Source organism: Proteus vulgaris (genome assembly GCF_011045815.1).
Lineage (GTDB): Bacteria > Pseudomonadota > Gammaproteobacteria > Enterobacterales > Enterobacteriaceae > Proteus > Proteus vulgaris_B.
In genome coordinates this window covers 35740-60464 of record NZ_CP047344.1, presented here as the reverse complement: position 1 = coordinate 60464, position 24725 = coordinate 35740, and the positions used below count along the sequence as shown (strand labels likewise).

General features: G+C 35.0%; 24 protein-coding genes. 16 read left to right on the top strand and 8 right to left on the bottom strand.

The genetic code is table 11. From position 1 onward, the window contains the following. The first annotated feature begins 5 nt into the window (after positions 1–5). Genes GTH24_RS00305 through trmL form a run of 10 tightly spaced genes read left to right on the top strand, consistent with a single transcriptional unit; the run spans position 6 to position 10512 of the window. Positions 6–1127 (top strand): DegT/DnrJ/EryC1/StrS family aminotransferase, encoded by a 1122-nt coding sequence (locus tag GTH24_RS00305; protein WP_115351282.1) that lies wholly within the window; start codon positions 6–8, stop codon positions 1125–1127. Continuing rightward, positions 1127–2371 (top strand): O-antigen translocase, encoded by a 1245-nt coding sequence (locus tag GTH24_RS00300; RefSeq protein WP_164525828.1) that lies wholly within the window; start codon positions 1127–1129, stop codon positions 2369–2371. The genes GTH24_RS00305 and GTH24_RS00300 overlap by 1 nt, the downstream gene beginning before the upstream one ends. Beyond that, positions 2368–3306, top strand: coding sequence for a glycosyltransferase family 2 protein (locus tag GTH24_RS00295; protein WP_164525827.1), 939 nt, complete (start codon positions 2368–2370; stop codon positions 3304–3306). The genes GTH24_RS00300 and GTH24_RS00295 overlap by 4 nt, the downstream gene beginning before the upstream one ends. Further along, on the top strand, positions 3306–4460 hold the full coding sequence (locus GTH24_RS00290) for an EpsG family protein (RefSeq protein WP_164525826.1): 1155 nt from the start codon (positions 3306–3308) through the stop codon (positions 4458–4460). Before GTH24_RS00295 ends, GTH24_RS00290 begins: the two co-directional genes overlap by 1 nt. Before the next feature lie 3 nt (positions 4461–4463). Continuing rightward, positions 4464–5519: a glycosyltransferase family 4 protein gene (locus GTH24_RS00285; RefSeq protein WP_164525825.1), complete on the top strand. Its 1056-nt coding sequence runs from the start codon at positions 4464–4466 to the stop codon at positions 5517–5519. Between the two features lie 3 nt (positions 5520–5522). Beyond that, entirely contained in the window at positions 5523–6623 is a 1101-nt protein-coding gene (locus GTH24_RS00280; protein WP_115351287.1) for a glycosyltransferase, read from the top strand. Between the two features lie 51 nt (positions 6624–6674). Then, a complete protein-coding gene (locus GTH24_RS00275; RefSeq protein ID WP_164525824.1) occupies positions 6675–7787 on the top strand; it encodes a glycosyltransferase family 4 protein in 1113 nt (370 codons plus the stop codon). A gap of 15 nt (positions 7788–7802) precedes the next feature. Continuing rightward, the gene (locus GTH24_RS00270) at positions 7803–8969 is read left to right on the top strand and encodes a nucleotide sugar dehydrogenase (RefSeq protein WP_164525823.1); all 1167 of its coding nucleotides are present in this window, start codon (positions 7803–7805) and stop codon (positions 8967–8969) included. Positions 8970–8994: 25 nt separating this feature from the next. Next, the gene (locus GTH24_RS00265; RefSeq protein WP_164525822.1) at positions 8995–10005 is read left to right on the top strand and encodes an NAD-dependent epimerase; all 1011 of its coding nucleotides are present in this window, start codon (positions 8995–8997) and stop codon (positions 10003–10005) included. Between the two features lie 3 nt (positions 10006–10008). Next, positions 10009–10512, top strand: a complete 504-nt coding sequence (gene trmL, locus GTH24_RS00260; RefSeq protein WP_036933349.1) for a tRNA (uridine(34)/cytosine(34)/5-carboxymethylaminomethyluridine(34)-2'-O)-methyltransferase TrmL — start codon at positions 10009–10011, stop codon at positions 10510–10512. A gap of 87 nt (positions 10513–10599) precedes the next feature. Here trmL and GTH24_RS00255 read toward each other — a convergent pair whose 3' ends face one another. The 6 genes from GTH24_RS00255 to GTH24_RS00230 form a co-directional block, all read right to left on the bottom strand. Further along, positions 10600–11559, bottom strand: a complete 960-nt coding sequence (locus tag GTH24_RS00255; protein WP_164525821.1) for a glycosyltransferase — start codon at positions 11557–11559, stop codon at positions 10600–10602. Positions 11560–11581: 22 nt separating this feature from the next. After that, on the bottom strand, positions 11582–12136 hold the full coding sequence (locus GTH24_RS00250; RefSeq protein ID WP_164525820.1) for a serine acetyltransferase: 555 nt from the start codon (positions 12134–12136) through the stop codon (positions 11582–11584). Next, on the bottom strand, positions 12136–12957 hold the full coding sequence (cysE, locus tag GTH24_RS00245) for a serine O-acetyltransferase (protein ID WP_164525819.1): 822 nt from the start codon (positions 12955–12957) through the stop codon (positions 12136–12138). The genes GTH24_RS00250 and cysE overlap by 1 nt, the downstream gene beginning before the upstream one ends. 98 nt (positions 12958–13055) lie before the next feature. Next, complete coding sequence (gpsA, locus tag GTH24_RS00240) at positions 13056–14072, bottom strand: NAD(P)H-dependent glycerol-3-phosphate dehydrogenase (RefSeq protein ID WP_023583407.1); 1017 nt, start codon at positions 14070–14072, stop codon at positions 13056–13058. Continuing rightward, positions 14072–14542 (bottom strand): protein-export chaperone SecB, encoded by a 471-nt coding sequence (gene secB / locus GTH24_RS00235; protein WP_006534205.1) that lies wholly within the window; start codon positions 14540–14542, stop codon positions 14072–14074. Before secB ends, gpsA begins: the two co-directional genes overlap by 1 nt. Positions 14543–14611: 69 nt before the next feature. Next, positions 14612–15049 carry a rhodanese-like domain-containing protein gene (locus GTH24_RS00230; protein WP_072070515.1) on the bottom strand — a complete coding sequence of 146 codons (438 nt, stop codon included), beginning with the start codon at positions 15047–15049 and terminating at the stop codon, positions 14612–14614. Positions 15050–15402: 353 nt separating this feature from the next. On the opposite strand from GTH24_RS00230, the gene rimO reads away from it, so the two are divergent. The 3 genes from rimO (at position 15403) to GTH24_RS00215 (ending at position 19207) form a co-directional block, all read left to right on the top strand. Next, the gene (gene rimO, locus GTH24_RS00225; RefSeq protein ID WP_072070442.1) at positions 15403–16731 is read left to right on the top strand and encodes a 30S ribosomal protein S12 methylthiotransferase RimO; all 1329 of its coding nucleotides are present in this window, start codon (positions 15403–15405) and stop codon (positions 16729–16731) included. 215 nt (positions 16732–16946) lie between these two features. Beyond that, on the top strand, positions 16947–18239 hold the full coding sequence (envC, locus tag GTH24_RS00220) for a murein hydrolase activator EnvC (RefSeq protein WP_164525818.1): 1293 nt from the start codon (positions 16947–16949) through the stop codon (positions 18237–18239). A 2-nt stretch (positions 18240–18241) separates the two neighbouring features. Then, positions 18242–19207, top strand: a complete 966-nt coding sequence (locus GTH24_RS00215) for a divergent polysaccharide deacetylase family protein (protein ID WP_164525817.1) — start codon at positions 18242–18244, stop codon at positions 19205–19207. A 51-nt stretch (positions 19208–19258) separates the two neighbouring features. On the opposite strand, the gene tdh is transcribed toward GTH24_RS00215, so the two are convergent. Both tdh and GTH24_RS00205 read right to left on the bottom strand, forming a co-directional pair. Further along, on the bottom strand, positions 19259–20284 hold the full coding sequence (gene tdh, locus GTH24_RS00210; protein ID WP_023583402.1) for an L-threonine 3-dehydrogenase: 1026 nt from the start codon (positions 20282–20284) through the stop codon (positions 19259–19261). Positions 20285–20293: 9 nt separating this feature from the next. Next, positions 20294–21493 carry a glycine C-acetyltransferase gene (locus GTH24_RS00205; protein ID WP_164525816.1) on the bottom strand — a complete coding sequence of 400 codons (1200 nt, stop codon included), beginning with the start codon at positions 21491–21493 and terminating at the stop codon, positions 20294–20296. A gap of 270 nt (positions 21494–21763) precedes the next feature. On the opposite strand from GTH24_RS00205, the gene rfaD reads away from it, so the two are divergent. The 3 genes from rfaD to rfaC are packed head-to-tail and all read left to right on the top strand — an operon-like array spanning position 21764 to position 24714. Beyond that, positions 21764–22702, top strand: a complete 939-nt coding sequence (gene rfaD / locus GTH24_RS00200) for an ADP-glyceromanno-heptose 6-epimerase (protein WP_072070447.1) — start codon at positions 21764–21766, stop codon at positions 22700–22702. Between the two features lie 9 nt (positions 22703–22711). Beyond that, positions 22712–23761 carry an ADP-heptose--LPS heptosyltransferase RfaF gene (gene rfaF, locus GTH24_RS00195; RefSeq protein WP_164525815.1) on the top strand — a complete coding sequence of 350 codons (1050 nt, stop codon included), beginning with the start codon at positions 22712–22714 and terminating at the stop codon, positions 23759–23761. After that, on the top strand, positions 23758–24714 hold the full coding sequence (rfaC, locus tag GTH24_RS00190) for a lipopolysaccharide heptosyltransferase RfaC (RefSeq protein ID WP_072070448.1): 957 nt from the start codon (positions 23758–23760) through the stop codon (positions 24712–24714). Before rfaF ends, rfaC begins: the two co-directional genes overlap by 4 nt. Positions 24715–24725: the final 11 nt, after the last annotated feature.

The following is a 24725-nucleotide window of genomic DNA, read 5'->3' as shown; positions in this document are numbered from 1 at the left end:
AAATAATGATTAATTTTCTAGATTTAAAAAAAATAAATGAACAACATAACAAAGAATTAAAAGAAGCGTGTTCAAGGGTTATTGATTCTGGTTGGTATATTACAGGTAAAGAACTAGAAAGTTTTGAAAAAAATTTTGCTAGCTATTGTGGAACAAAGCATTCAATTGGTGTGGCAAATGGGTTAGATGCACTAACCCTTGTTTTACGTGCATGGAAAGAACAAGGCAAAATACAATCTGGTGATGAAGTTATCATTCAAGCTAATACTTATATTGCATCAATTCTCGCTATAACAGAAAATGATCTAGTGCCAATTTTAATTGAACCAGATAACAAAACATATAATTTATCCATAGATAATATTAAGTCAGCAATTACAAATAGAACTAAGGTTATATTACCAGTACATCTCTATGGGCAAATTAACCCAATGAAAGAGATTATGGCGATAGCTAAAGAAAATAATCTCTTAGTCCTAGAAGATTGCGCCCAATCTCATGGGGCAAGTATTGATGGAACAAAAGCAGGAAACTGGGGAGATGCAGCTGGCTTCAGCTTTTACCCGGGTAAAAATCTTGGTGCATTAGGTGATGCTGGTGCTATTACAACTAATGATAATGAATTAGCCAGTGTTGTGACAGCGTTACGCAACTATGGTTCTCATCAAAAGTATTTAAATTTATATCAAGGTGTTAATAGCCGTTTAGATGAAATCCAGGCGGCTATGCTAAATGTCAAATTAAACTACTTAGAAAAAGAAACTAAAATCCGACAAGATATTGCCTTAATATATCTAGAAAATATCAAAAACTCACTAATTCAATTACCTATTACCGCTGAAGAATATATAAAAAATACAGAAAATCATGTATGGCATTTGTTTGTTATTGCAACAGAACATAGAGAACTACTACAAAAACACTTGATCGAATGTGGTGTACAAACATTAATTCACTATCCAACACCACCTCATAAACAACAAGCATATAAACAATATAATCATATCAATTTACCTATAACTGAAAAGATTCATAAGGAAGTACTAAGTATCCCAATAAGCCCAGTTATGAATAAGGAAGATATACATAAAGTTATTAACGCATGTAATTCATTCGTGATCAGCTGATGACATTAATTAAAACATCTATACTAAGCCTGATAGCAACCTTTTTTAAAATGTTATCTGGTTTAGTTATTAATAAAGCGGTATCTGTATATATAGGCCCCGCAGGATTAGCTATTATCGGTCAATTTCAAAATTTTAGCCAACTAGTATTAATAGCAGCCCAAGGTGCTATTAATAGTGGAGTGATAAAATATACTGCAGAATATAATAAAGACAAAAATAAACTATCTAACTTATTTAGTACTGCTGGAAAAATAAGCTTAGCAACATCAATAACCGTTGGGTTTATTTTAATTTCCTTCTCATCTTTCTTCTCAGAAGGAGTATTATCAAATATTAAATATCGTTTTATATTTATAATTTATGGTATTACAATTGTCTTATTTGTATTAAATAGTTTGCTTTTGTCAATAATTAATGGTCTCAAAGACATAAGAAACTATATAAAAATAAATATTATTCAAAGTTTATACTCATTATTATTTACAAGTTTATTAATATATTTCTTTAACTTAAATGGTGCGTTAATTGCGCTAGCAATAAACCAATCTATAATATTTTTCATTACATTAATTTTGATAAAAAAAAATAATTTAATATATTTCGCTCAATTTACAAATAATTTTGATAAAAAAATTGCAAAAAAATTATTCTCTTTCTCCATCATGGCTTTAACATCCGCTATTATGATTCCCGCTTCACAATTTATTATTAGAAATCACATTGCTGAAACACAAGGTTTAGAACAAGCAGGATACTGGCAAGGGATATGGTATATATCTACAACTTATCTTATGATTATAACCACAACATTAAGCACTTATTATTTACCAAAATTATCAGAAATTACCAACATAGAAGAGTTAAAAAGAGAAATATTACAAGGATATAAAATATTATTACCTGTAGCAATAATCTGCGGAACAGTAATCTATTTTTTTAGAAATTTGATTATTCATATTTTATTTTCTTCTGATTTTGAATCTATGGATTCACTATTCTTATGGCAAGTTATCGGTGATACAATTAAAATTGCATCCTGGTTATGCTCATATTTAATGATTGCAAAAGCCATGACTAAGTCCTTTATTTTTACTGAAGTCTCTTTTTCAATAATATTTGTACTAACATCTATTTATGCAATTAATTGCTATGGAACTATTGGTGTAACATATGCTTATTGTTTAAGCTACTTTATTTATTTTTTATTTGTTTTTTATATTATGATAAAAAGATTAAAATGAAAAAAGAAAAAGTTTCTATTTGCATTATAACTTACAATTCCTCAAAAACCATACTAGCCACATTAAATAGTATTTTATATCAAGACTATGGGTCTGAAAATATAGAGTTAATTATATCTGATGATGGCTCGAAAGATGATACCTGTAATATAATCGAGGAATGGAGTAAATATCACTCTTCAATATTCTATAAATTCATATTAATAAAAAACAGTGTAAATACAGGGATATCTTTTAATGTAAATCAAGCATGGAAAAGTGCATCTTGCAATTGGATAAAGACAATTGCAGGTGATGATATTCTTGATAATAAATGTATCACTTCCAATATTAATTATATTAACAATAATTCAGAAGTAAAAGTTTTATTTAGTAAAATGCAATCATTTTATGAATATAATGATGTGAAATCATATAAAGACATATACCCTAAAGATTCCAATATTCTTTTCTTTAAAAAAACAGCCGATAAACAATTTGAATATTTATTAACAAGAAGCTTTAATATGGCACCATCATCATTTATACATAAAGACATATTAATAGATGTTGATTATGCAGATGAACGATTTAAACTCATAGAAGATTTACCGCTTTGGTTAAAAATAACAAAGAAAGGGTATCGATTCTATTTCAATCCTGAAATAACTGTTTATTATAGAATATCAGATTCACTTTCAAATTCAGTAACACGTTTTATAAATATAAATTTTCATAAAGAAATTTTATTTTTGCATGAAAAAATAATTAAACAAAACATGAAAGGAATTAATAAAATTTACTATTTTGACAAAATACTTGAATTAAAGTCAGATTTAATTATTGCAAGAATGACTAAAAATAAAAAAAATAAAATATCATATATATTAAATAAATCGATTTCTTTATTTCGTCCTAGATGGTATCAATCAATATTCAGCAGGTTTTCAAAATAATGTACTGGATTACAAGTTTTTTATTATTTATACCTTTTTTCTTTCTTGAAGAATTTAGTAATTTAAATCAAAAAAAAATAATACGACTTCCAGTATTTTTTTTATTTTTTATAGTAACTACAGGTTCTTACTATAACGGGGTAGATTGGATAAATTATATCTACTACTATAATTACATTGGTAATAATAGTCTTTATAGTACATTATCATTTATATATGAACCAGGTTTTGTCTATTTAAATTGGCTGCTAGCTAATATAATTAAATTTACTAACTTCCATATTATTCCTTTTGTTTCATCATCTATATTTTTTATATCTATCTGTTATTCATTACGTCTAATAAAATTTAATATAAATCTTTCTCTTTATTTTTCTTTATTAATTATATTTCTTGTTCCTCTTTTTAATGATGGTTATAGGCAGTTGATTGCATTAGCAATAATTTTACCTTATTTATTTAAAATTGAAAAAACAAGTATATATAAATGGATATTTATATGTTTAATATCAAGTATGTTCCACTTTTCAGCAATATTATTGATTCCTTTTATATTTCTATTAAAAATAAACTTTAATACTAAGAAAATAATTTTAAGTATTATTTTAATAATTTTATTAATCCTTTTGTTAATTAACTTATCATATATTCTACCCATTATTGAATCTATTATTCCTTCTAGGATACATAATAAATTAACTATTTACTTGGATATGCTAGAAGGAAATTTAAGATTCGGTTTTTTTGCAATAATAGATATTATAGGCATTTCTTTATGTATTCTTATCAAAGATAGACTTCATCAAAACAAAACTATCTGGAATAGTACATTTATATATTTCTTATGTCATCTTGCATTTTATTTTTCACCATTCTTACAGAGACTTTTGTTCTATTTATACCCTATATTAATTCTTAATATTTTTATTATGAAAAATAATATTTATAGAATTTTATTATCATTTAGTATCATTGTTATGGGTTTATCTTCATTTGCAAGGTATATCAATAATCCATATTATGATATCGATTTTTGGGATCCTAAATTTTACTATACTGAAATTTTTTCAGAAAAAGAAATTAATATAGAAAATCTTAAAAAGAATAAATGTTATGTGATTGAAAAATTAGATGAGAACTTTTGTAAAAAATAAATTATGAAAATACTAATAATTACTGATGAATATCCTCCAATAATTGGAGGTGCGGGGATCGTATCCAAGCAGCTTTATACTGATTTAAAAAATCTTGGTAATGATGTGGATATTTTCACTCCAACAATAAAAAGAAATATTTTTTTTAAAATATTTTGGCCTTTATACTATTTTAATATTAAATTATTTTTAAATTTAAGAGCTCAGGATAGAATTATAGTAAATGATATTAGAAGTGCTTACTCTATAACATTAATATCGTTATTTTATAAAATTGACTTTAAAAAGATCATCTATATATTGCATGGAACTGAGTATGATATAGCATATAATCCTTCAATAAAAAATAAGCTAATTTTATTACCATTTTTATATAATATTTTTCTACAGAAATGTAAAAAAATAATTTCAGTTAGTAACTATACTAAAGAAATATTTTTGAAAAACACGACAATTTTAGAAAAAATAAAAAACAAAGTTGAAGTTATATATGCAGGAATTAATAAAGATATAAAAAAATCTAATAAATGCATCATTGATAGAAAAGATAAATATTTTAGATTAGTGTCAGTATCTAGGTTAGAGAAAAGAAAAGGGTATTTTGAAATGCTAGAAATATTTATTGAGCTATCAAAAAGAATACCTAATCTGCAATGGTATATTTATGGTGATGGTTCAATAAAAAACAAATTAATATCAGAAGCAAAAAATAAAAATATTTTTGATAAAATTTTCTTTAAAGGTTCAATGGATAGAGAAATTATTTATAATGAGGAATTTTATAAATACAACTTTGATTTGTTTTGGTTGTTACCAAATCAACCAGAGGCCTTTGGCTTAGTTTATATTGAAGCATCTTCATTAGGAGTACCAACTATAGGAATCAATAAATATGGTATAAAAGAATCTATAAATAATCTTTTCTACACAGATATAGAATCATTAATTTATTTAATTAATGATATCAAAATAAATAAAAGCATTTACATTAAAAATGCTTCTTTATTTTCAAATAATTTTCAAAGCAACATTTTTGCAAAAAAAATATTAATGATATAAATTATGACAAAATTAATATTAGTTAACTCATTATCTAATGGTGGTGGTGAGCGTATAGCTGCTAATATAGCAAATGAACTTAGTAAAACCGAAAAAGTTATTTTTGTTATTTTAGAAAATGAAATAACATATCCTTTAAATAAAGAAATAGATATAATCATCCTAAAAAAATATAAATTATTTATTTTCCTTAGGCAATCATTAGAGCTAAAAAAAATAATAAAAAAATATAATGTTGATTTTGTTCAAAGTCATTTATATCGTTCCAATATTATAAATGTGTTATGTAAAAAATTAGGCTCTACACACTTTTCACAAATTATAAACCATGGAGATCCTCTACAATATAAAAATAAAGGCTTAAAGGGCTTAATAATGCTAATGTTAATTAAACTGTTTTACCCTATGTCTAATGAAATCATTGCTATTTCCAAGGCTATGCATAAAATCATTCGTGAGTTATTACCTAGTATAACAAAAAATCAGATTATAACCATTAATAACCCATATGACATTGATGAAATAATTAATAAATCAAATGAAAAGAATATTTTTTCTTTGCCTGAAAAATATTTAGTATCTATGGGTAGGTTAATTAAATCAAAAAATTTCAACCTGTTAATAAAATCTATAAAAAATATAAATATATCATTGGTGATTATTGGTTCAGGCCCTGAAGAAAATAATCTGAAAAAATATACTCAACAGTTAGGATTATCAGAAAAAATTATTTTTCTTGGCCATCAAGATAATCCATTCCCTGTTATAAAAAACTCTCTTGCGCTCATCAGTGCATCTAGAACAGAAGGCTTTCCTAATGCAATTATTGAAGCGTTAGCATGTTCTACACCAGTCATTCACTCTGACTGTATCAGTGGGCCAAGAGAAATACTACAACCATATTCAACCTTAATAGCATCTATACCTAAAAATACTTTTGAAAAAACTCCATATGGTGTACTTTATTCAATTGATGACTATAAAGCGCTTATTTCTGCTATCCAATACATTACAAGTATAGACCTAAAGACTATAAAAAATAATTGTATAAAAAGGGCCTATGATTTTGACTCTAAAAAAATCGTAAAAAAATATTTTGAATAATATTCAAATTAACATACTGTAGAAATAAAATAATGAGTTATTAAATCCCCTATGAAAACAATCGCTATATCTGCTAATACAAGTTGGTATTTGTACAATTTTAGAAAAAACACAATTATTAGTTTATTAAATACTAATTATACTGTTATTATAATTGCACCTAGAGACAAATACTCACCTTTATTGGAAAATCTTGGTGTAAAATTTATTCATATAGATATATTTCAAAAAAGTACCAATCCACTTCATGATTTAAAAACAATTTTTCAATTTTATAAAATATACTCAACAAACAAAATAGATGTTGTTTTGAACTTCACTCCAAAAAATAATATTTATAGTACATTTATTGCATCTAAAAAAAATATAAAAATAATAAATAACATTGCTGGCTTAGGCCTATTATTTGTTAATGAAACTCTATTATCTAAATTAGTGAAATTACTTTATAAATATAGCTTAAAACATGCCAACAAAACTTTTTTTCAAAATCAAGATGATAGAGATATATTTATAAAATACAATTTAATTCAAGAAAATAATACAGAACGACTACCTGGCTCTGGTGTTGATTTATCCCGTTTCAAACTTTCATTATCTGAAGACAAAAATAAATTAAGATTTCTCCTAATTGCTAGAATGTTGTATGAAAAAGGAATTACTTTTTATGTCGATGCTGCTCGTATTTTAAAAGAAAAGTATGGTAACAAAGTTGAATTTTGTCTCTTAGGTTTTGTTGGTGTTAACAATCCATCAGCTATAACCCAAGAACAAATGAATAGCTGGGTTTCTGAAGGTGTTATTAGCTATTTGGGTACTTCAGATGCAGTTGAGTACGAAATAGCTCAAGCTGATTGCATTGTATTGCCTTCCTTCTATCGAGAAGGTGTACCAAAAACATTACTAGAAGCAGGTGCCATGGGAAAACCAATAATTACTACTGATAATGTTGGTTGCCGAGAAACTGTTACTCATGGATTAAATGGATACTTATGTCAACCTAAATCAGTATCAAGTTTAGCCAATGCGATAGATACATTTATTAAATTACCCTATGAGAAGAGATTAGAAATGGGTAAAAATAGTAGAAGAAAAATCGAATCTGAATTCGATGAACAAATTGTTATTAAAAAATATTTGGACGCTTTAAAAGAAATTTTATAGGATTAGGATTAAAAAATGAAAATCACTATCTCCGGCACCGGCTATGTCGGTCTATCTAACGGAATACTTCTTTCCCAAAACAACAAAGTTGTTGCGTTAGATATCAATAAAGAAAAAGTTGAATTACTGAACAAAAAAATCTCTCCAATTACAGATAAAGAAATCGAAGAGTTTTTGGCAACCAAAGAGCTCGACTTTACAGCAACATTAGATAAAGAATTCGCTTATAAAGATGCCGAATTCGTTATCATTGCAACCCCAACCGATTACGATCCTAAAACAAACTATTTCAACACCTCTTCTGTAGAGTCTGTTATTCGTGATGTTTTAGAATATAATCCAAACACGACAATGATTATTAAATCAACCATTCCTGTTGGTTTTACTAAAGAAATGAGAGAAAAATATAATACGAATAATATTATCTTTTCTCCTGAATTCTTACGTGAAGGTCGAGCGCTTTACGATAACTTATACCCTTCTCGTATTGTGATTGGTGAACAATCAGAAAGAGCACAAAAATTTGCAAACCTTTTACAACAAGGCGCATTAAAGAAAGGTATTGATGTTCTTTTTACAGATTCAACAGAAGCAGAAGCGATTAAATTATTCGCAAACACTTATTTAGCGCTACGTGTTGCTTACTTTAATGAGCTAGATAGCTACGCTCAAGCTTACAACCTAAATGCAAAACAAATCATTGAGGGTGTCTGCTTAGATCCGCGTATTGGTAATCACTACAATAACCCATCATTCGGTTATGGCGGTTACTGTTTACCAAAAGACACTAAACAACTATTAGCAAACTACGACTCGGTTCCTAATAATATTATTAGTGCAATCGTAGAAGCTAACCGCACACGTAAAGACTTTATTGCAGACTCTATTATTGCAAAATCACCAAAAGTCGTCGGTGTGTATCGTTTAATCATGAAGTCGGGTTCTGATAATTTCCGTTCTTCTTCTATCCAAGGCATTATGAAACGTATTAAGGCCAAAGGTATTGAAGTAGTGATTTATGAGCCTGAAATGCAAGAAGAAACCTTCTTTAATTCAAGATTAGTTCGTGATTTAAATGAATTTAAATTAATCTCTGATGTTATTATTACCAATAGAATGTCATCAGTGCTAAACGACGTTGAAGAAAAAGTTTATACTCGTGACCTATTTGGTAACGATTAATTAATAAATACGGGTTAATTACGTAATGAAATATTTAGTCACTGGTGCAGCAGGATTCATTGGTTTTCATCTGATAAAAAAACTAATCCAACAAGGTGAAACTGTTGTTGGTATCGATAATCTTAATAATTATTATGATGTCTCCTTAAAAGAATCTAGGCTTAACATTCTGAATAAATTACATAATTTTTCATTTTCCCTTATTGAACTAGCTGATAGGGAAAAAATAGCTAGTCTATTTGAAACTGAGAAATTTGATAGAGTGATTCATTTAGCTGCGCAAGCAGGCGTTAGATATTCACTAATTAACCCGTTTTCTTATGCTGATAGCAATTTAACAGGCTTTTTAACAATCTTAGAAGGTTGTCGCCATAATAATGTTAAACATCTTGTTTATGCTTCATCCAGCTCAGTTTATGGTTTGAATGATGAATTACCATTTTCACCTCATGATCAAGCTAATCACCCTATTTCATTATATGCAGCAACGAAAAAAGCTAATGAGTTAATGGCTCACAGCTATTCTCATTTATACGGTATACCAACAACTGGATTACGCTTTTTCACTGTTTATGGCCCTTGGGGACGTCCTGATATGGCATTATTTAAGTTTACAAAAGCCATTATCCACGACGATCCTATTGATATTTATAATAATGGTGAAATGAAACGAGACTTTACTTATGTTGAGGATATCGTGGAAGGCGTTGCCCGCATAGCTGACGTAATACCTGCACCACAACAAGATTGGAAAGTTAGCACTGGTACTCCAGCTAATAGCTCTGCACCTTATAAAGTCTATAATATTGGTAATGGTTCCCCAGTTAATTTAATGGATTACATTAGCGCATTAGAAACCCATTTAGGAAAAACTGCTGATAAAAATATGTTACCAATGCAACCAGGTGACGTTTATACCACATGGGCAGATACTGAGGATTTGTTTAAAGCAACAGGCTATAAACCTCAAACAAGCGTAAATGAAGGTGTAAAACAGTTTGTTGATTGGTATAAAAACTATTATCAAGTTAAATAAACCATGCTCAATATCGTCTTATTTGAACCCGAAATTCCACCGAATACGGGTAATATTATCCGCCTGTGTGCTAATACAGGCTTTCATCTTCATTTGATCCAACCCTTGGGTTTTACTTGGGATGATAAACGCCTACGTCGTGCAGGGCTTGATTATCGTGAATTTGCTGATATTAAACAGCACCACGATTACTATGCTTTTTTAGAAAGTGAAGGTTTAAACCCAGATAATGCACAATCACCAACAGGTGCACGTGTATTTGCGTTAACGACAAAAGGTACACCCGCACATAGCAATGTGAGCTATCAAGATGGAGATTATCTCCTTTTTGGACCTGAAACCCGTGGGTTACCGCCTTATGTATTGGATAATATGCCAACACAGCAGAAAATCAGAGTTCCAATGCTTGCTGATAGTCGCAGTATGAACCTGTCAAACACCGTTGCCGTTGTGGTTTTTGAGGCATGGCGTCAACTCGGTTATCCAGGTGCGTTATTAAGAGATTGATCTTTCAATATAAAAAATGACCTTATGAGATCTATATTTCTAATAAGGTCATTTTTATTTATGCTTCAAATACAATACTATTCCAATCTAGTTTTTCTTATTAAATTTTCTCATCAAAAAATACCATCTGGCTCTTAGCTTCATTAAAAATGATGAGAAATCATTTACTAATACCTTTCTTTCTAAGATTTTTTTCTTAAAGCTATTTTTCAATTTTAGTTCTTCACTATATTCTTCAGCATTAAATTGTTGATCAATCTTTTCAAGTAGAGCTTTACACCTGGCTACTTGCTCTTTAGTTTTTTTATTATTATCTAGTAATAATGAATAATCCTCTTCATTAATACGAATACCAAAATGCTTTAATAGCTTTCGCCCTAATCTTTCCGCTGTGTTTTTTTGAATTTCTTTATATCTAGAACGATCTACCATTGGATGAGTACGATAATAAAGTAATGGTATAGGAAGATTATGGAATTTAAACTTCTCTGCAATGATTAAATTTATCCATAGTCCATAATCTTCTGCATAAAGGTCTTCTTTATCATATCCGCCAATTGATAATATGTCTTTCTTACGATAAATAACGGTTGGATGAGCTAATGAACAATCGTAAAGGCTAGAGATAACAATATCTGTATGTGTTTCGGGGTAAATATTAATTCTATCGGGATCTTCTTGATAAATAAAACCGCCACCACACACGCTGATATTGGGGTTATCTACCATAAATTGATACTGTTCTTCTAATCTTGAAGCAATCGCTATATCATCAGAATCCATTCGAGCAATCAGATCACATGAGGCCAGCTTTAACCCCTTATTTAAAGAGGCAATTAATCCAATATTTTCTTCATTGATAACAACTTTTATTCTTGGGTCTTTTTCGGCATTTTCTTTTAAAATATTAAATGAATTATCTGTTGAGCCATCATTAATGATGAGAAACTCAAATTCAGTGAATGTTTGGTTCAATATAGAATCTATAGATTCTTGCAGGTACTTCTCATCATTATATACCGACATCAATACGGTAATTTTAGGCATAATATTTTTCATCTATATATTTTCAGCAATATTTATTAATCTCAAAACTCATCTTATTAATATACCGACACCCATCTCCCACATCCTTTAATACTAATGCGTGAGCACCAATTACTGCATTATCACCAATCTCTATCTCACCACCGATAATCGAAGAATTACAACCAATATAAACATGGTTGCCAACTCGAATATCTGCTTTGCCATCCTTTTCTTTTACTCCAATGGTCACACCTTGCATTAAGGTTACGTTCTCACCTAATTGGCAGTAATTAGTCAGTACAATCCCGATTGGATGTGGTAACGAAAGGCCTTTACCTATGCGAGTTCTTAATGAGATATCGTTACAATATTTACGATTGTTTTTAGCACCTATACGAATGCCTAATTTTTTAAGAAAACGATTTTTAGAAAAATAAAAGAATTGGGCGACACGCCACCAAAATAGATAACGTGAACGTTGGCAAAAAAAGACACGGTGAAAAAGACGTATCCAACTAAAAGGCTTGTTATCGCCAATATATTCAGCGTGTAAACAAGCCTTAAGTTCAGAAAGTGTAACTTCTGGTAATGCCATTAAATGCCATCACCACATTCAAAACCCGGCACCACACCATTAAAGTGTTGATCCATATCGAATGAAGGCTTGTCACTGGTAGGCTTACCGACAATACGAGCGGGAACGCCAGCAACAGTAGTGTGTGCAGGAACTTCATGTAAAACGACTGATCCCGCACCAATTTTAGCACCTCGACCAATCTCGATATTACCAAGGATTTTAGCACCCGCACCAATCATCACACCTTCACGGACTTTGGGGTGACGATCTCCCCCTGTTTTGCCTGTCCCGCCTAAAGTGACGGACTGTAGGATTGAGACATCATTCTCAACAACTGCCGTTTCACCAATCACAATACCTGTTGCATGATCGAGCATAATACCGTGGCCAATACGCGCAGCAGGGTGAATATCGACACCAAAGGTCACAGAAATTTGATTTTGCAGATAAACGGCAAGGGCTTTGCGATCTTGGTTCCACAACCAGTGGGCTATACGATAAGCTTGTAAGGCATGAAAGCCTTTTAAATAAAGCAGAGGCGTTGAGTATTTATCAACAGCCGGATCACGCAGGCGAACCGCTGAAATATCATAAGCGGCGCATTCAATCATCGAGGCATCGCTACGATACGCTTCTTCAACAATTTCACGAACAGCAATCGCAGGCATAGTCTGAGTCGCTAATTTATTCGCCAGCATATAACTTAAGGCACTACCTAAGTTTTCATGCTTGAGTAATGTCGCATGGAAGAAACTCGCCAAAATAGGCTCACAATCCGCCAAACATTTAGCTTCACTTTTAATATGATCCCAGACTTTTTTTAGTTCTTCTAGCGACATGCTCACTCTCATTCTTTTACATTGAAGCCTAAGTAAAAACTTAGGCTTCTTATGTTTAAAACCCAAACTGATGCCTTAAGCAACTATCTAAAATAGACTTAGAATAGATTACTGTCTATCTCATCTTTAGTGGCTCTACCTAATAAAGATAATGCCGCTTCTTTCGCGTCTTTATGCTGATATAAAATTTGGTAGATCTGCTCAGTAATAGGCATTTCAACACCAACTTGTTCTGCTAATGCGCGAACTTCCTTGGTATTGCGATAGCCTTCAACTACTTGCCCAATTTTCTCTTGTGCCGTATCAACATCAAGCCCTTGACCTAACATCATGCCAAACCGACGATTACGAGATTGGTTATCGGTACAGGTTAAAACTAAATCCCCTAACCCCGCCATTCCCATAAACGTTGCGGCATCTGCACCTAATGCTTTACCTAAACGACTCATTTCAGCAAGGCCGCGAGTAATTAGTGCTGTACGTGCATTCGCACCAAACCCCATACCATCAGACATACCTGCGCCAATAGCAATCACGTTTTTGACTGCACCACCTAATTGCACGCCAATAAAGTCAGGATTTTTATACACACGGAAACTTTTGCCACAATGGAACAACTGTTGTAACTCTTCAGAAAAGGTATTGTCCGTTGATGCAACAGAAATCGCAGTAGGCAGACCTGCTGCAAGCTCTTTGGCAAAAGTAGGGCCAGATAAAACTGCAAGCGGGATTTCATTACCTAATACTTCACGCGCTACATCTTGCAATAAGCGACCAGTATGAGCCTCAAGTCCTTTTGTCGCCCAAACAACACGAGCATCCTGACGTAAAAAGGGTTTGATCTGCTGTAATACGTCACCAAAAACATGGCTTGGGATCACAACCAGAATATTACGGCTGGCTTCAATGGCTTTTTGCAAAGAAGCTTCCATGTATAAACTATCAGGAAAGGAAACATCGGGCAGAAATGCCTGATTACAGCGTGCTTGTTCTAACGCCGCAACATGCTCAGGATCATGACCCCAAAGCACAACATCATGACCATTGCGCGCTAAGGTAATCGCTAAAGCGGTGCCGTATGAACCGGCACCGATAACTGTCATAGAAGCGTTCATTAAGCTTCTTCAGCCCCTTCATTAGCTGCATCAGTTTGTTGCTGTTGTAAATAGTTCATAAACAACGCATCAAAGTTAACTGGTGCTAAGTTCAGTTGTGGGAAAGTACCACGGCTGACTAAGTTAGTGATACATTCACGAGCATAAGGGAACAGAACATTAGGGCAATATGCACCTAAGCAATGTGCTAATTGAGTGCCTTCAATGCCTTCAACAGTGAAGATACCTGCTTGTTGCACTTCACACAGGAATGCAGTCTCGTTATCCATAGTTGCAGTTACAGTGACACGCAAAATAACTTCATACACGTTTTCAGCTAAAGTATTAGAAGATGTATCTAAATCTAATTTAACTTCTGGTTGCCACTCTTTTTGGAAAACTTGTGGAGCATTAGGCGCTTCAAAAGAGATATCTTTTGTATAGATACGCTGAATTTGAAAAGTCATCTCTTGGTTTTGCTGTTCTGACATAATAATCTTACCTTTTTATATCCTTATTAATTGAATAGCAGTAAGTATAGAACTCAATCTGCTCGCTCGTTATTTTTTACCCTTAGCCAGTGGTAAATTTTCACCACTCCAGCCTGAAAGACCATCTTTTAAGATAAAGACTTTTTCAAAACCGAGTTTAGTTAGGCTTTCAGCAGGTTTTGCACCTTCAATGCCTGACGGTGATACAACAATAACTGGCTGTGATTTATATTTCTCCAGCTCAGCAATATTATTATTTTTGATTTCAGAAGGCGTTAAATTGATAGAATCAATGATGTGTCCTTTACGGAATTCATCACGGCTACGGATATCAACACATACCGCATTCTCTTTATTTATCAAAGAAATCGCTTCTGTACGGGAAATATTTTTCGTCTTAGAAAAAAGCCCTTTAAAGGTCAATACAATGACCGCCACCAGCAGCGCAACCCAAACAAAACTTAACAGGGTGTGCCGGTTGAAAAATTGCATTACTTCTTGCAGCATAGGATGCAATCACTCTCGTTAGTTAAAAATAGTATCAAAGAGCCAAAGTATACCTTTGTCATGGCGCAATTACAGCCTATTCCTGCGTTTCTCTTTCAGTTTTTGCGGAAAGTTTCTCAACAATCATTTTTTTTATTGACGGATTTATGTACCATTAGCACCGGATTTATGAAAAATGATGAATTAAAAAGGTCACCCCTTTTTACTCTACAAGATCCCTCTTCAGGCAAGCTATTAATAAATCAGCATCCCTTATAATGGCTATTTACGTAGAAATTACCCTTTGCGTAAAATTCATACCTGTCTGAGAAACAACAATCTGTTATTTATTTAAAAGTATTGAGAACACGAGCATGTCGCAAACAAATCAAGTGCCTAAAATTGGATTCGTTTCATTAGGTTGCCCTAAAAATTTAGTGGACTCTGAACGTATCCTAACCGAACTGCGCACAGAAGGTTATCAAGTTGTTCCTACCTATAATGATGCTGATTTAGTCATCGTCAACACCTGTGGGTTTATTGACAGCGCAGTACAAGAATCACTAGAAGCAATTGGTGAAGCACTCGATGAAAACGGTAAAGTCATTGTTACCGGTTGTTTAGGTGCAAAAGAGAATCAAATTCGTGAAGTGCACCCAAAGGTACTCGAAATCACAGGGCCTCATAGTTATGAACAAGTTTTATCACATATTCATCACTATGTGCCAAAACCTGATCACAACCCTTTTATCAGCCTTGTACCCGAACAAGGTGTCAAGTTAACACCTCGCCATTACGCCTATTTGAAAATTTCTGAAGGTTGTAATCATCGTTGTACGTTCTGCATCATCCCATCCATGCGTGGTGATTTAGATAGTCGCCCAATTGGTGAAGTATTAAATGAAGCCAAAAGATTAGTCAACGCAGGGGTAAAAGAATTACTGGTTATCTCACAAGATACGTCTGCTTATGGTGTTGATACTAAGCACCAAACAGGGTTTTGGGATGGAATGCCAGTTAAAACCAGTATGGTGAGTTTATGCGAACAACTTGCAAAATTAGGGATTTGGGTTCGCTTGCATTATGTTTACCCATACCCACATGTTGATGATGTTATTCCTTTAATGGCTGAAGGCAAAATTTTGCCTTATTTAGATATTCCATTACAGCACGCAAGCCCGAAAGTTTTAAAACTAATGAAGCGCCCTGGCTCCGTTGAGCGCACCTTAGAGCGTGTAAAACGCTGGCGTGAAATTTGTCCTGAATTAACCTTACGTTCTACCTTTATTGTTGGTTTTCCGGGTGAAACAGAAGAAGATTTCCAAATGTTATTGGATTTTCTCACTGAAGCACGTTTAGATCGTGTAGGTTGCTTTAAATACAGCCCTGTTGATGGCGCGAAAGCGAATGAATTAGCCGATCAAGTACCTGAAGAAGTAAAAGAAGAACGCTATCACCGTTTTATGAAACTACAACAACAAATTTCGACTGAACGCTTACAAGAGAAAATTGGCAAAGTGCTACTTGTGATGATTGATGAAGTCGATGAAGAAGGCGCTATTGGTCGAAGCATGGCTGATGCACCTGAAATTGATGGTGCAGTTTACCTTAACGAGCAGTTTGATGTAGAGCCAGGACAAATCGTTCGTGTTCTTATTGAACACGCAGATGAATATGACCTTTGGGGTACTATCGTCGAATAATTTCTCTCGTGGACAGCGTGATATTTTATTGCGCTGTCACACGGATTGCCTCTTTTTTCCTCTCTCCTTCTATTATTGCTTTATAATCTCTTATTAATTGAATAGATTACCTGTTAGGTATTATCTGAAATTTCGGCTTTATTTCATGTTAGCTGGTCAGTTGTTTTGTGGCATGAAATAATCTTACAAACTGTTATGAAAGGTACGTTGGTCAGATGGCAGAGAAAATGGATCTTCAAAAAAAAACACATCAGTCTTATCGTGTATTTTCTTTACCGTTAATCACGTTGCTTATTAGTACCACTCTATTTTCAGCCACTCCTGTTTTTGCCAATTCATTAACAGATAATCGCAATCAACTAAAAGATCTACAAACCACGATTGCGGAAAAAGAAAAACAAGTTCAAGAACAACAAAAACAACGTACTGCACTTCTTAATCAATTAAAAACACAAGAGACACAAATCTCTAATGCAGGTCGTTCAGTGCATGAAACTCAAAGTCGCTTACAAACTTTAGGTAAAGAGATCAAAACAATTACCGTGAATATTGCACGCCTACAAAAACAATATCATTCACAACAAGCGTTATTAGCCCGTCAAATGGACGCCGCTTATCGTCAGGGTAAACATCAAGGTATTGAACTCTTATTTCGTGGTGAAGAAGGTCAGCGTGAAGAGCGTATTTTAGCGTATTACAGCTATATCAATGATGCACGAAAAGAGACAATGGCCGAACTGGCTCAAACATCAAAAGAACTGGAAGCGGAAAAAACCGCACAGCAAGCAAAACAAAACGAACAAAAACAAGTCTTAACTAAACAGCAGCAAGAAAAACAAAAGCTTGATAACGCATTAGCGGCTCGACAAAAAACACTAAATCAACTTGAATCCACCTTAAAAGCGGATCAGAAAAACTTAGCCACTATGCGCGCTAACGAAGCACAATTAAGAAATAAAATCGCTCAAGCAGAGCGAGAAGCTAAAGCCCGCGCAGAGCGAGAGGCTCGAGAGGCTGCCCGCATTGCCGCTAAACAACGTGAAGCCCAACAGCGAGGTTCAACCTATAAACCAACGGCTGAAGAGCAATCATTGATGTCACGTACAGGCGGTTTAGGCAAACCCGCAGGACAAGCAATTTGGCCAATTAGAGGCTCTTTATTACACCGTTTTGGTGAATCTATTTCTGGCTCTGGTGAATTGCGTTGGAAAGGAATTGTTATACCTGCAGCCCAAGGCACTGAGGTAAAAGCGATTGCTGATGGTCGTGTATTACTTGCAGATTGGCTTCAAGGTTATGGTTTGGTTGTCGTGGTTGAACACGGAAAAGGTGATATGAGCCTTTACGGTTATAACCAAAGTGCTTTAGTGAATGTCGGTCAGCAAGTAAAAGCCGGCCAATCTATTGCTTTAGTCGGTAATAGTGGTGGACAAGAGCGTTCAGCACTCTATTTTGAAATTAGACGTCAAGGAAAAGCAGTGAACCCTGTTCCTTGGCTTGGGAGGTAGGTTTGAAATTACTTGGCACATTACAACGCAAGAGTGCTTTTTTACTTAGTTTAATGTTGCTAAGTCTGGTTGTGAGTACACCTGCATTTGCAGCCAAATTAGCCATTGTGATTGATGATTTTGGTTATCGTAAAAAAGAAGATAACCAAATTTTACAACTTCCAACTGCAGTTTCTATTGCCATTTTGCCTGATTCACCTCATGGAAAAGAAGTGGCGAATAAAGCCCATACACAAGGGCGGGAAATTCTCATCCATATGCCCATGGCTCCTATCAGTAAGCAGCCTTTAGAGCGTGATACCCTAAAACCATCAATGGATCAGGCTGAAATTAATCGTATTATTCAACATGCTATTAATAATGTGCCTTACGCCGTCGGTATGAATAACCATATGGGCAGTGCAATGACATCAGATAGACAAGCGATGGATAGAGTCATTAAAGCACTTAATCACTCAAACCTTTATTTTTTAGATAGCGTAACCATTGGTAATACACAAGCTGCCATTGCAGCTAAAGCCGCGGGTGTTCCCTCTTTGCGTCGTCATGTTTTTCTCGATAACGTGCAAACAGAAGCTGAGACTCGCCAACAACTTGCTCGTGCAATTGCTTTAGCGCGAAAAAATGGCTCAGCCATCGCTATTGGACACCCTCACCCTTCTACCGTCAGAGCATTGCAACAACAACTGCCTTTACTCCCAGCGGATATTCAACTAGTCGCACCAAGTAGCCTATTAAAACCACAAATAGAAAAACCAGCACAGCCCGAACCACCAAAAGTTGTACCACCTACAGAACAACCGCAAGAGCCAAAACCTGCCTCATGGCTAAAACCCGCACAAGAAGCGATTATTTCGATGAAAAAAAGTACGCTGATTAATACGTTATCCAATGGATTTGGCTCATCAGAAAAAAAGAATTTACCCAACCCACCTAATCCTAATTCAATGGGTGAAATTGAAAAGTAATGCAATAAAAAAGAGCCTTGAAAGGCTCTTTTTTGGCTTAATAAGCACTCATTACTGCCAATCTAAAATCACTTTACCTGATTGACCTGAACGCATGATATCAAAGCCTTTTTGGAATTCATCAATTGGGAATTGGTGGGTAATAATCGGAGAGAGATCAAGACCAGACTGGATAAGCGCGGCCATTTTGTACCACGTCTCAAACATTTCACGACCATAGATACCTTTAATAAACAGCCCCTTAAAGATAACTTGTCCCCAATCAATTGCCATATCCGAAGGTGGAATACCTAAAAGGGCAATACGGCCACCATGATTCATAGTGTTAAGCATAGTACGAAACGCTGGAGGTGCCCCAGACATCTCTAATCCCACATCAAAACCTTCTGTCATGCCTAATTCTTTCATAACATCGATTAGGTTTTCTTTGCTAACATTGACGGCTCGGGTAACACCCATTTTTTTCGCGAGATCAAGACGATATTCATTAACATCAGTGATCACCACATGGCGAGCACCTACATGTTTACAAATTGCTGCTGCCATAATTCCAATGGGGCCAGCGCCAGAAACCAGCACATCTTCACCCACTAAATCAAAAGATAACGCGGTATGTACAGCATTACCAAAAGGGTCAAAAATAGCGGCCAATTCATCAGGAATGTTGTCTGGAATTTTAAACGCATTAAAAGCTGGAATAACCAGATATTCAGCAAAGCAGCCCGGACGGTTTACACCAACACCTATAGTATTACGGCATAAATGAGTACGACCACCACGACAATTACGACAATGACCACAAGTGATATGCCCTTCACCCGAGACACGATCACCAATATTAAAACCTTTAACTTCTTGCCCTATCGCAACAATCTCACCGATATATTCATGGCCAACGACCATAGGTACAGGAATTGTTTTTTGTGACCACTCGTCCCAGTTATAAATATGAACATCAGTGCCACAAATCGCTGTTTTACGAATTTTGATCATCACATCGTTATGACCAAGTTCAGGTACTGGGACATCGGTCATCCAAATACCTTCTTGTGCTTTTAATTTTGACAATGCTTTCATATGGGAGCCTTATGCAATCACATTAAGTTGTTTACCAATTTTAATAAATGCTGCCACTGCCCGTTCAATTTGCTCTGGAGTATGTGCAGCCGACATTTGCGTACGTATACGTGCTTGCCCTTGTGGTACAACAGGATAGAAGAATCCTGTGACATAAATTCCTTCATCAAGTAAACGAGTTGCAAATTCTTGCGCTAATTTAGCTTCACCTAACATCACTGGAGTAATCGCATGATCTGCACCTGCCAATGTAAAACCTGCGGCACTCATTTTTTCACGGAAAAGTGAAGCATTGCGCCATAAACGATCACGAATTTCATCACCTGATTTCAACATCTCTAATACGGCAATAGAGGCTGAAACAATGGCAGGCGCTAATGAATTGGAGAATAAATAAGGGCGAGAACGTTGACGTAACCATTCGACCACCTCTTTACGTGCTGCTGTATAACCCCCAGAGGCACCACCTAGCGCTTTACCTAAAGTGCCCGTGATAATGTCAACTCTTCCCATTACATCGCAATATTCATGAGTGCCCCGACCTTGCGCTCCCACAAAACCCACGGCATGAGAATCATCAACCATCACTAATGCACCAAATTCATCTGCTAAATCACAAATAGATTTGAGATCGGCGATCACGCCATCCATTGAAAACACACCATCAGTAGCGATCATGATATGGCGAGCATTATCTGCTTTGGCTTTTTCGAGTTGTATGCGCAGTTCTGCCATATCGTTATTGGCATAGCGATAGCGTTTGGCTTTGCATAAACGCACACCATCAATAATAGACGCATGGTTTAAGGCATCAGAAATAATGGCATCTTCTGGGCCCATTAGTGTTTCAAATAGTCCACCATTGGCATCAAAGCAAGATGAATACAAAATGGCGTCTTCCATACCCAAAAATTCAGCAATTTTATTTTCTAATGTTTTATGTGAATCTTGAGTACCACAAATAAAACGGACAGATGCCATACCAAACCCGTGGCTATCCATACCTGCTTTTGCAGCTTCAATCAGCTTGGGATGATTTGCTAAACCTAGATAATTGTTAGCACAGAAGTTAATAACATGGCTTCCGTCAGCAACTGCGATATCAGCACTTTGTGAAGAGGTGATGATGCGCTCATTTTTAAAGAGGCCATCTTGACGAGTTTGTTCGAGTTGTTGATTAATTTGTTGATAAAATGCGGGAGTAGACATACTTTCTCCTAAGACAGCAAGCTGAAAAGCGAAACATAAATGATTTGACTATAATGTAGTCAGTTTTGTTTCTTATTCTATGCCTTTGTTCTATTAAAAACGACAAATGTAAATAAATAATGTTATTTATGTAATTAAGATCACTAATACACACTGCATTTTTTGAGAATTTCAGTCTGTTGTTCCGTGATGAATACTACCGTTAACGCTGTTCAGTGTTATTATAGACCTAGAGCTAATTTTAAGATTTTTATATGAAGGGGTAGCCACATGATTATCGTCACGGGCGGTGCAGGTTTTATCGGCAGCAATATTGTTAAAGCGTTAAATGATGAAGGTTATACCGATATTTTGGTTGTTGATAACCTCAAAGATGGCACCAAATTCGTTAATTTAGTTGATCTCAATATCACTGATTATATGGATAAGGAAGATTTTATTGCGAGCGTTGTTGCTGGTGATGATTTTGGTGATATCGATGCTGTTTTCCATGAAGGTGCTTGCTCTTCTACCACTGAGTGGGATGGCAAATATATGATGGATAACAACTATCAATATTCTAAAGAGCTACTTCATTTTTGTCTTGAGCGCCAAATTCCTTTCTTATATGCCTCTTCTGCTGCAACTTATGGCGGTCGCACTGATAATTTTATCGAAGAGAGAAAATATGAAGCACCTTTAAATGTCTACGGTTATTCAAAATTCTTATTTGATGAATATGTACGCCAGATTTTACCTGAAGCAGATTCGATGATTTGTGGCTTCCGTTATTTTAATGTTTATGGCCCACGTGAAGGTCATAAAGGCGGTATGGCAAGTGTTGCATTCCATTTAAATAACCAAGTCAATGCCGGTCAAAATCCCAAATTATTCGAAGGTAGTGAAACCTTCCAACGTGACTTTATTTATGTTGGCGATGTGGCAGCGGTTAATTTATGGTTCTGGCGTAATAATGTATCCGGTATTTTTAACTGTGGTACGGGTCGAGCGGAATCATTCCAAGCTGTTGCCGATGCCGTTATTGCTCATCATAAAGATAAAGATCTCTCTATTGAACATATTGAATTCCCTGAGAAATTGAAAGGTCGTTACCAAGCATTTACTCAAGCTGATCTAACAAATTTACGTAAAGCAGGTTATTCCGCACCTTTTAAAACAGTTGCTGAAGGTGTAGAGCTTTATATGCAATGGTTAAATCAAGGTAAGTAATCACTGTTTATGAAAATCTTTGTGGTAGGGCCGTCATGGGTCGGGGATATGATGATGTCCCAAAGTCTTTATCGTACATTGAAAGCATTACATCCGGCGGCAACCATTGATGTAATGGCACCTGCATGGTGTCGTCCATTACTCGAAAAAATGCCAGAAGTTGATAATGCGATCCCAATGCCATTAGGGCACGGTGCTTTAGCCATTGGCGAACGTCGTCGTTTAGGAAAACAATTAAGAGAGAATGGTTATACTCACGCTTATGTATTACCCAACTCGTTTAAGTCTGCATTAGTCCCTTTCTTTGCAGATATTCCTAAACGTACTGGATGGCGTGGGGAAATGCGTTATGGGTTATTAAATGATTTACGACCTTTAGACAAAGACGCATTTCCTTTAATGGTTGAACGCTACATTGCGCTAGCTTATGACAAGCAAAAAGTCCAAAAAGCGACAGATTTACCTCAACCTCTGCTTTGGCCTAAGTTATCAGTAGCCGAGAGTGATATCTCTACCACATTGCATCAATTTTCATTATCTACTCAGCGTCCTGCTATTGGTTTTTGCCCAGGCGCTGAATTTGGCCCTGCTAAACGTTGGCCTCATTACCATTACGCAGCTTTAGCACAGAAACTGATTGAGCAAGGTTATCAAATCTTCTTATTTGGTTCTCAAAAAGATAAAGAAGCAGGCGAAGAGATAAAACAAACCTTAACGCCAGAAGCACGTGAAGCGTGTTTTAATCTTGCTGGCGAAACCAGTCTTGAACAGGCGGTTAATTTAATTGCCTCTTGTAAAGCAGTCGTCAGTAATGATTCTGGTTTAATGCACATTGCGGCTGCGTTAGAACGTCCGTTAGTAGCACTTTATGGCCCAAGTAGCCCTGATTTTACGCCACCGTTATCACATAAAGCGCGCGTGATCCGTTTAATTACTGGTTATCACAAAGTACGTAAAGGGGATGCCGAGCAAGGCTATCACCAAAGCTTAATTGATATTCAGCCAGAAAAAGTCTTTGCAGAGCTTGAAAATTTACTGTCAACGGAGCCATCAGCGTGAAGCGGGTATTAATCGTTAAAACCTCTTCTATGGGGGATGTTTTACATACGTTGCCTGCATTAACTGACGCAATAAATGTTTATCCTGATATTCGTTTTGATTGGGTAGTCGAAGAAGGTTTTGCACAGATCCCTAGCTGGCATCAAGCCGTTGATACGGTTATTCCTGTGGCGATACGCCGTTGGCGAAAAAACTGGTTTAGTGCGCCTATTCGTGCAGAGCGCGCGCAATTTCATCGCGCTATTCAAGCTCATCATTATGATGCCGTTATTGATGCACAAGGATTACTGAAAAGTGCATTCTTAGTGACTCGATACGCCAAAGGAATAAAACATGGCTATTCCCGCCAATGTGCCCGTGAGCCATTAGCTAGCTTTTTTTACAACGTTCGCCATGACGTCAGTAAAAAAATGCATGCCGTTGAGCGGATTCGCCAGCTATTTGCACTAAGCTTAAATTATCCGATCCCACAATCTCAGGGGGATTATGGAATTGCACAGCATTTTCTCTCTCTTCCATCCTTTGATGAATGCCCTTATTTGGTATTCTTGCACGCAACGACACGTGATGAGAAACATTGGCCTGAATCCCATTGGAGAGAATTAATCGCCTTACTCGCAGATTCAGGAGTACGCATTAAATTGCCTTGGGGTGCAGAGCATGAACACCAACGAGCCATTCGCCTAGCAAAAGACTTTGACTACGTTGATGTGTTGCCAAAAATGTCGCTAGCCCAAGTGGCTCAGGTTATTGCTGGTGCTAAAAGTGTGGTGTCTGTCGATACCGGATTAAGCCATTTAACGGCCGCATTAGATAAACCCAATATCACCCTATTTGGCCCCACCGATCCCGGATTAATCGGCGGTTATGGTAAAGACCAAACAGCTATAAAAGCAGATGGCGGGGATATTGGGGAGATAAGTGCACAACAAATATTCACTCTGTTAACTTAAAATATAAGCTA

What these genes read in the sequence shown, in the direction of transcription:
- rfaF (WP_164525815.1), top strand. Translation starts at nt 22,712, where the DNA reads ATGAAAATCTTTGTGGTAGGGCCGTCATGGGTCGGGGATATGATGATG.
- GTH24_RS00300 (WP_164525828.1), top strand. Translation starts at nt 1,127, where the DNA reads ATGACATTAATTAAAACATCTATACTAAGCCTGATAGCAACCTTTTTT.
- GTH24_RS00230 (WP_072070515.1), bottom strand. Translation starts at nt 15,049, where the DNA reads ATGCTGCAAGAAGTAATGCAATTTTTCAACCGGCACACCCTGTTAAGT.
- GTH24_RS00205 (WP_164525816.1), bottom strand. Translation starts at nt 21,493, where the DNA reads ATGTCTACTCCCGCATTTTATCAACAAATTAATCAACAACTCGAACAA.
- GTH24_RS00280 (WP_115351287.1), top strand. Translation starts at nt 5,523, where the DNA reads ATGACAAAATTAATATTAGTTAACTCATTATCTAATGGTGGTGGTGAG.
- GTH24_RS00285 (WP_164525825.1), top strand. Translation starts at nt 4,464, where the DNA reads ATGAAAATACTAATAATTACTGATGAATATCCTCCAATAATTGGAGGT.
- rfaD (WP_072070447.1), top strand. Translation starts at nt 21,764, where the DNA reads ATGATTATCGTCACGGGCGGTGCAGGTTTTATCGGCAGCAATATTGTT.
- secB (WP_006534205.1), bottom strand. Translation starts at nt 14,542, where the DNA reads ATGTCAGAACAGCAAAACCAAGAGATGACTTTTCAAATTCAGCGTATC.
- GTH24_RS00295 (WP_164525827.1), top strand. Translation starts at nt 2,368, where the DNA reads ATGAAAAAAGAAAAAGTTTCTATTTGCATTATAACTTACAATTCCTCA.
- rimO (WP_072070442.1), top strand. Translation starts at nt 15,403, where the DNA reads ATGTCGCAAACAAATCAAGTGCCTAAAATTGGATTCGTTTCATTAGGT.
- GTH24_RS00270 (WP_164525823.1), top strand. Translation starts at nt 7,803, where the DNA reads ATGAAAATCACTATCTCCGGCACCGGCTATGTCGGTCTATCTAACGGA.
- GTH24_RS00250 (WP_164525820.1), bottom strand. Translation starts at nt 12,136, where the DNA reads ATGGCATTACCAGAAGTTACACTTTCTGAACTTAAGGCTTGTTTACAC.
- trmL (WP_036933349.1), top strand. Translation starts at nt 10,009, where the DNA reads ATGCTCAATATCGTCTTATTTGAACCCGAAATTCCACCGAATACGGGT.
- tdh (WP_023583402.1), bottom strand. Translation starts at nt 20,284, where the DNA reads ATGAAAGCATTGTCAAAATTAAAAGCACAAGAAGGTATTTGGATGACC.
- GTH24_RS00305 (WP_115351282.1), top strand. Translation starts at nt 6, where the DNA reads ATGATTAATTTTCTAGATTTAAAAAAAATAAATGAACAACATAACAAA.
- GTH24_RS00290 (WP_164525826.1), top strand. Translation starts at nt 3,306, where the DNA reads ATGTACTGGATTACAAGTTTTTTATTATTTATACCTTTTTTCTTTCTT.
- gpsA (WP_023583407.1), bottom strand. Translation starts at nt 14,072, where the DNA reads ATGAACGCTTCTATGACAGTTATCGGTGCCGGTTCATACGGCACCGCT.
- GTH24_RS00275 (WP_164525824.1), top strand. Translation starts at nt 6,675, where the DNA reads ATGAAAACAATCGCTATATCTGCTAATACAAGTTGGTATTTGTACAAT.
- GTH24_RS00255 (WP_164525821.1), bottom strand. Translation starts at nt 11,559, where the DNA reads ATGCCTAAAATTACCGTATTGATGTCGGTATATAATGATGAGAAGTAC.
- GTH24_RS00265 (WP_164525822.1), top strand. Translation starts at nt 8,995, where the DNA reads ATGAAATATTTAGTCACTGGTGCAGCAGGATTCATTGGTTTTCATCTG.
- envC (WP_164525818.1), top strand. Translation starts at nt 16,947, where the DNA reads ATGGCAGAGAAAATGGATCTTCAAAAAAAAACACATCAGTCTTATCGT.
- cysE (WP_164525819.1), bottom strand. Translation starts at nt 12,957, where the DNA reads ATGTCGCTAGAAGAACTAAAAAAAGTCTGGGATCATATTAAAAGTGAA.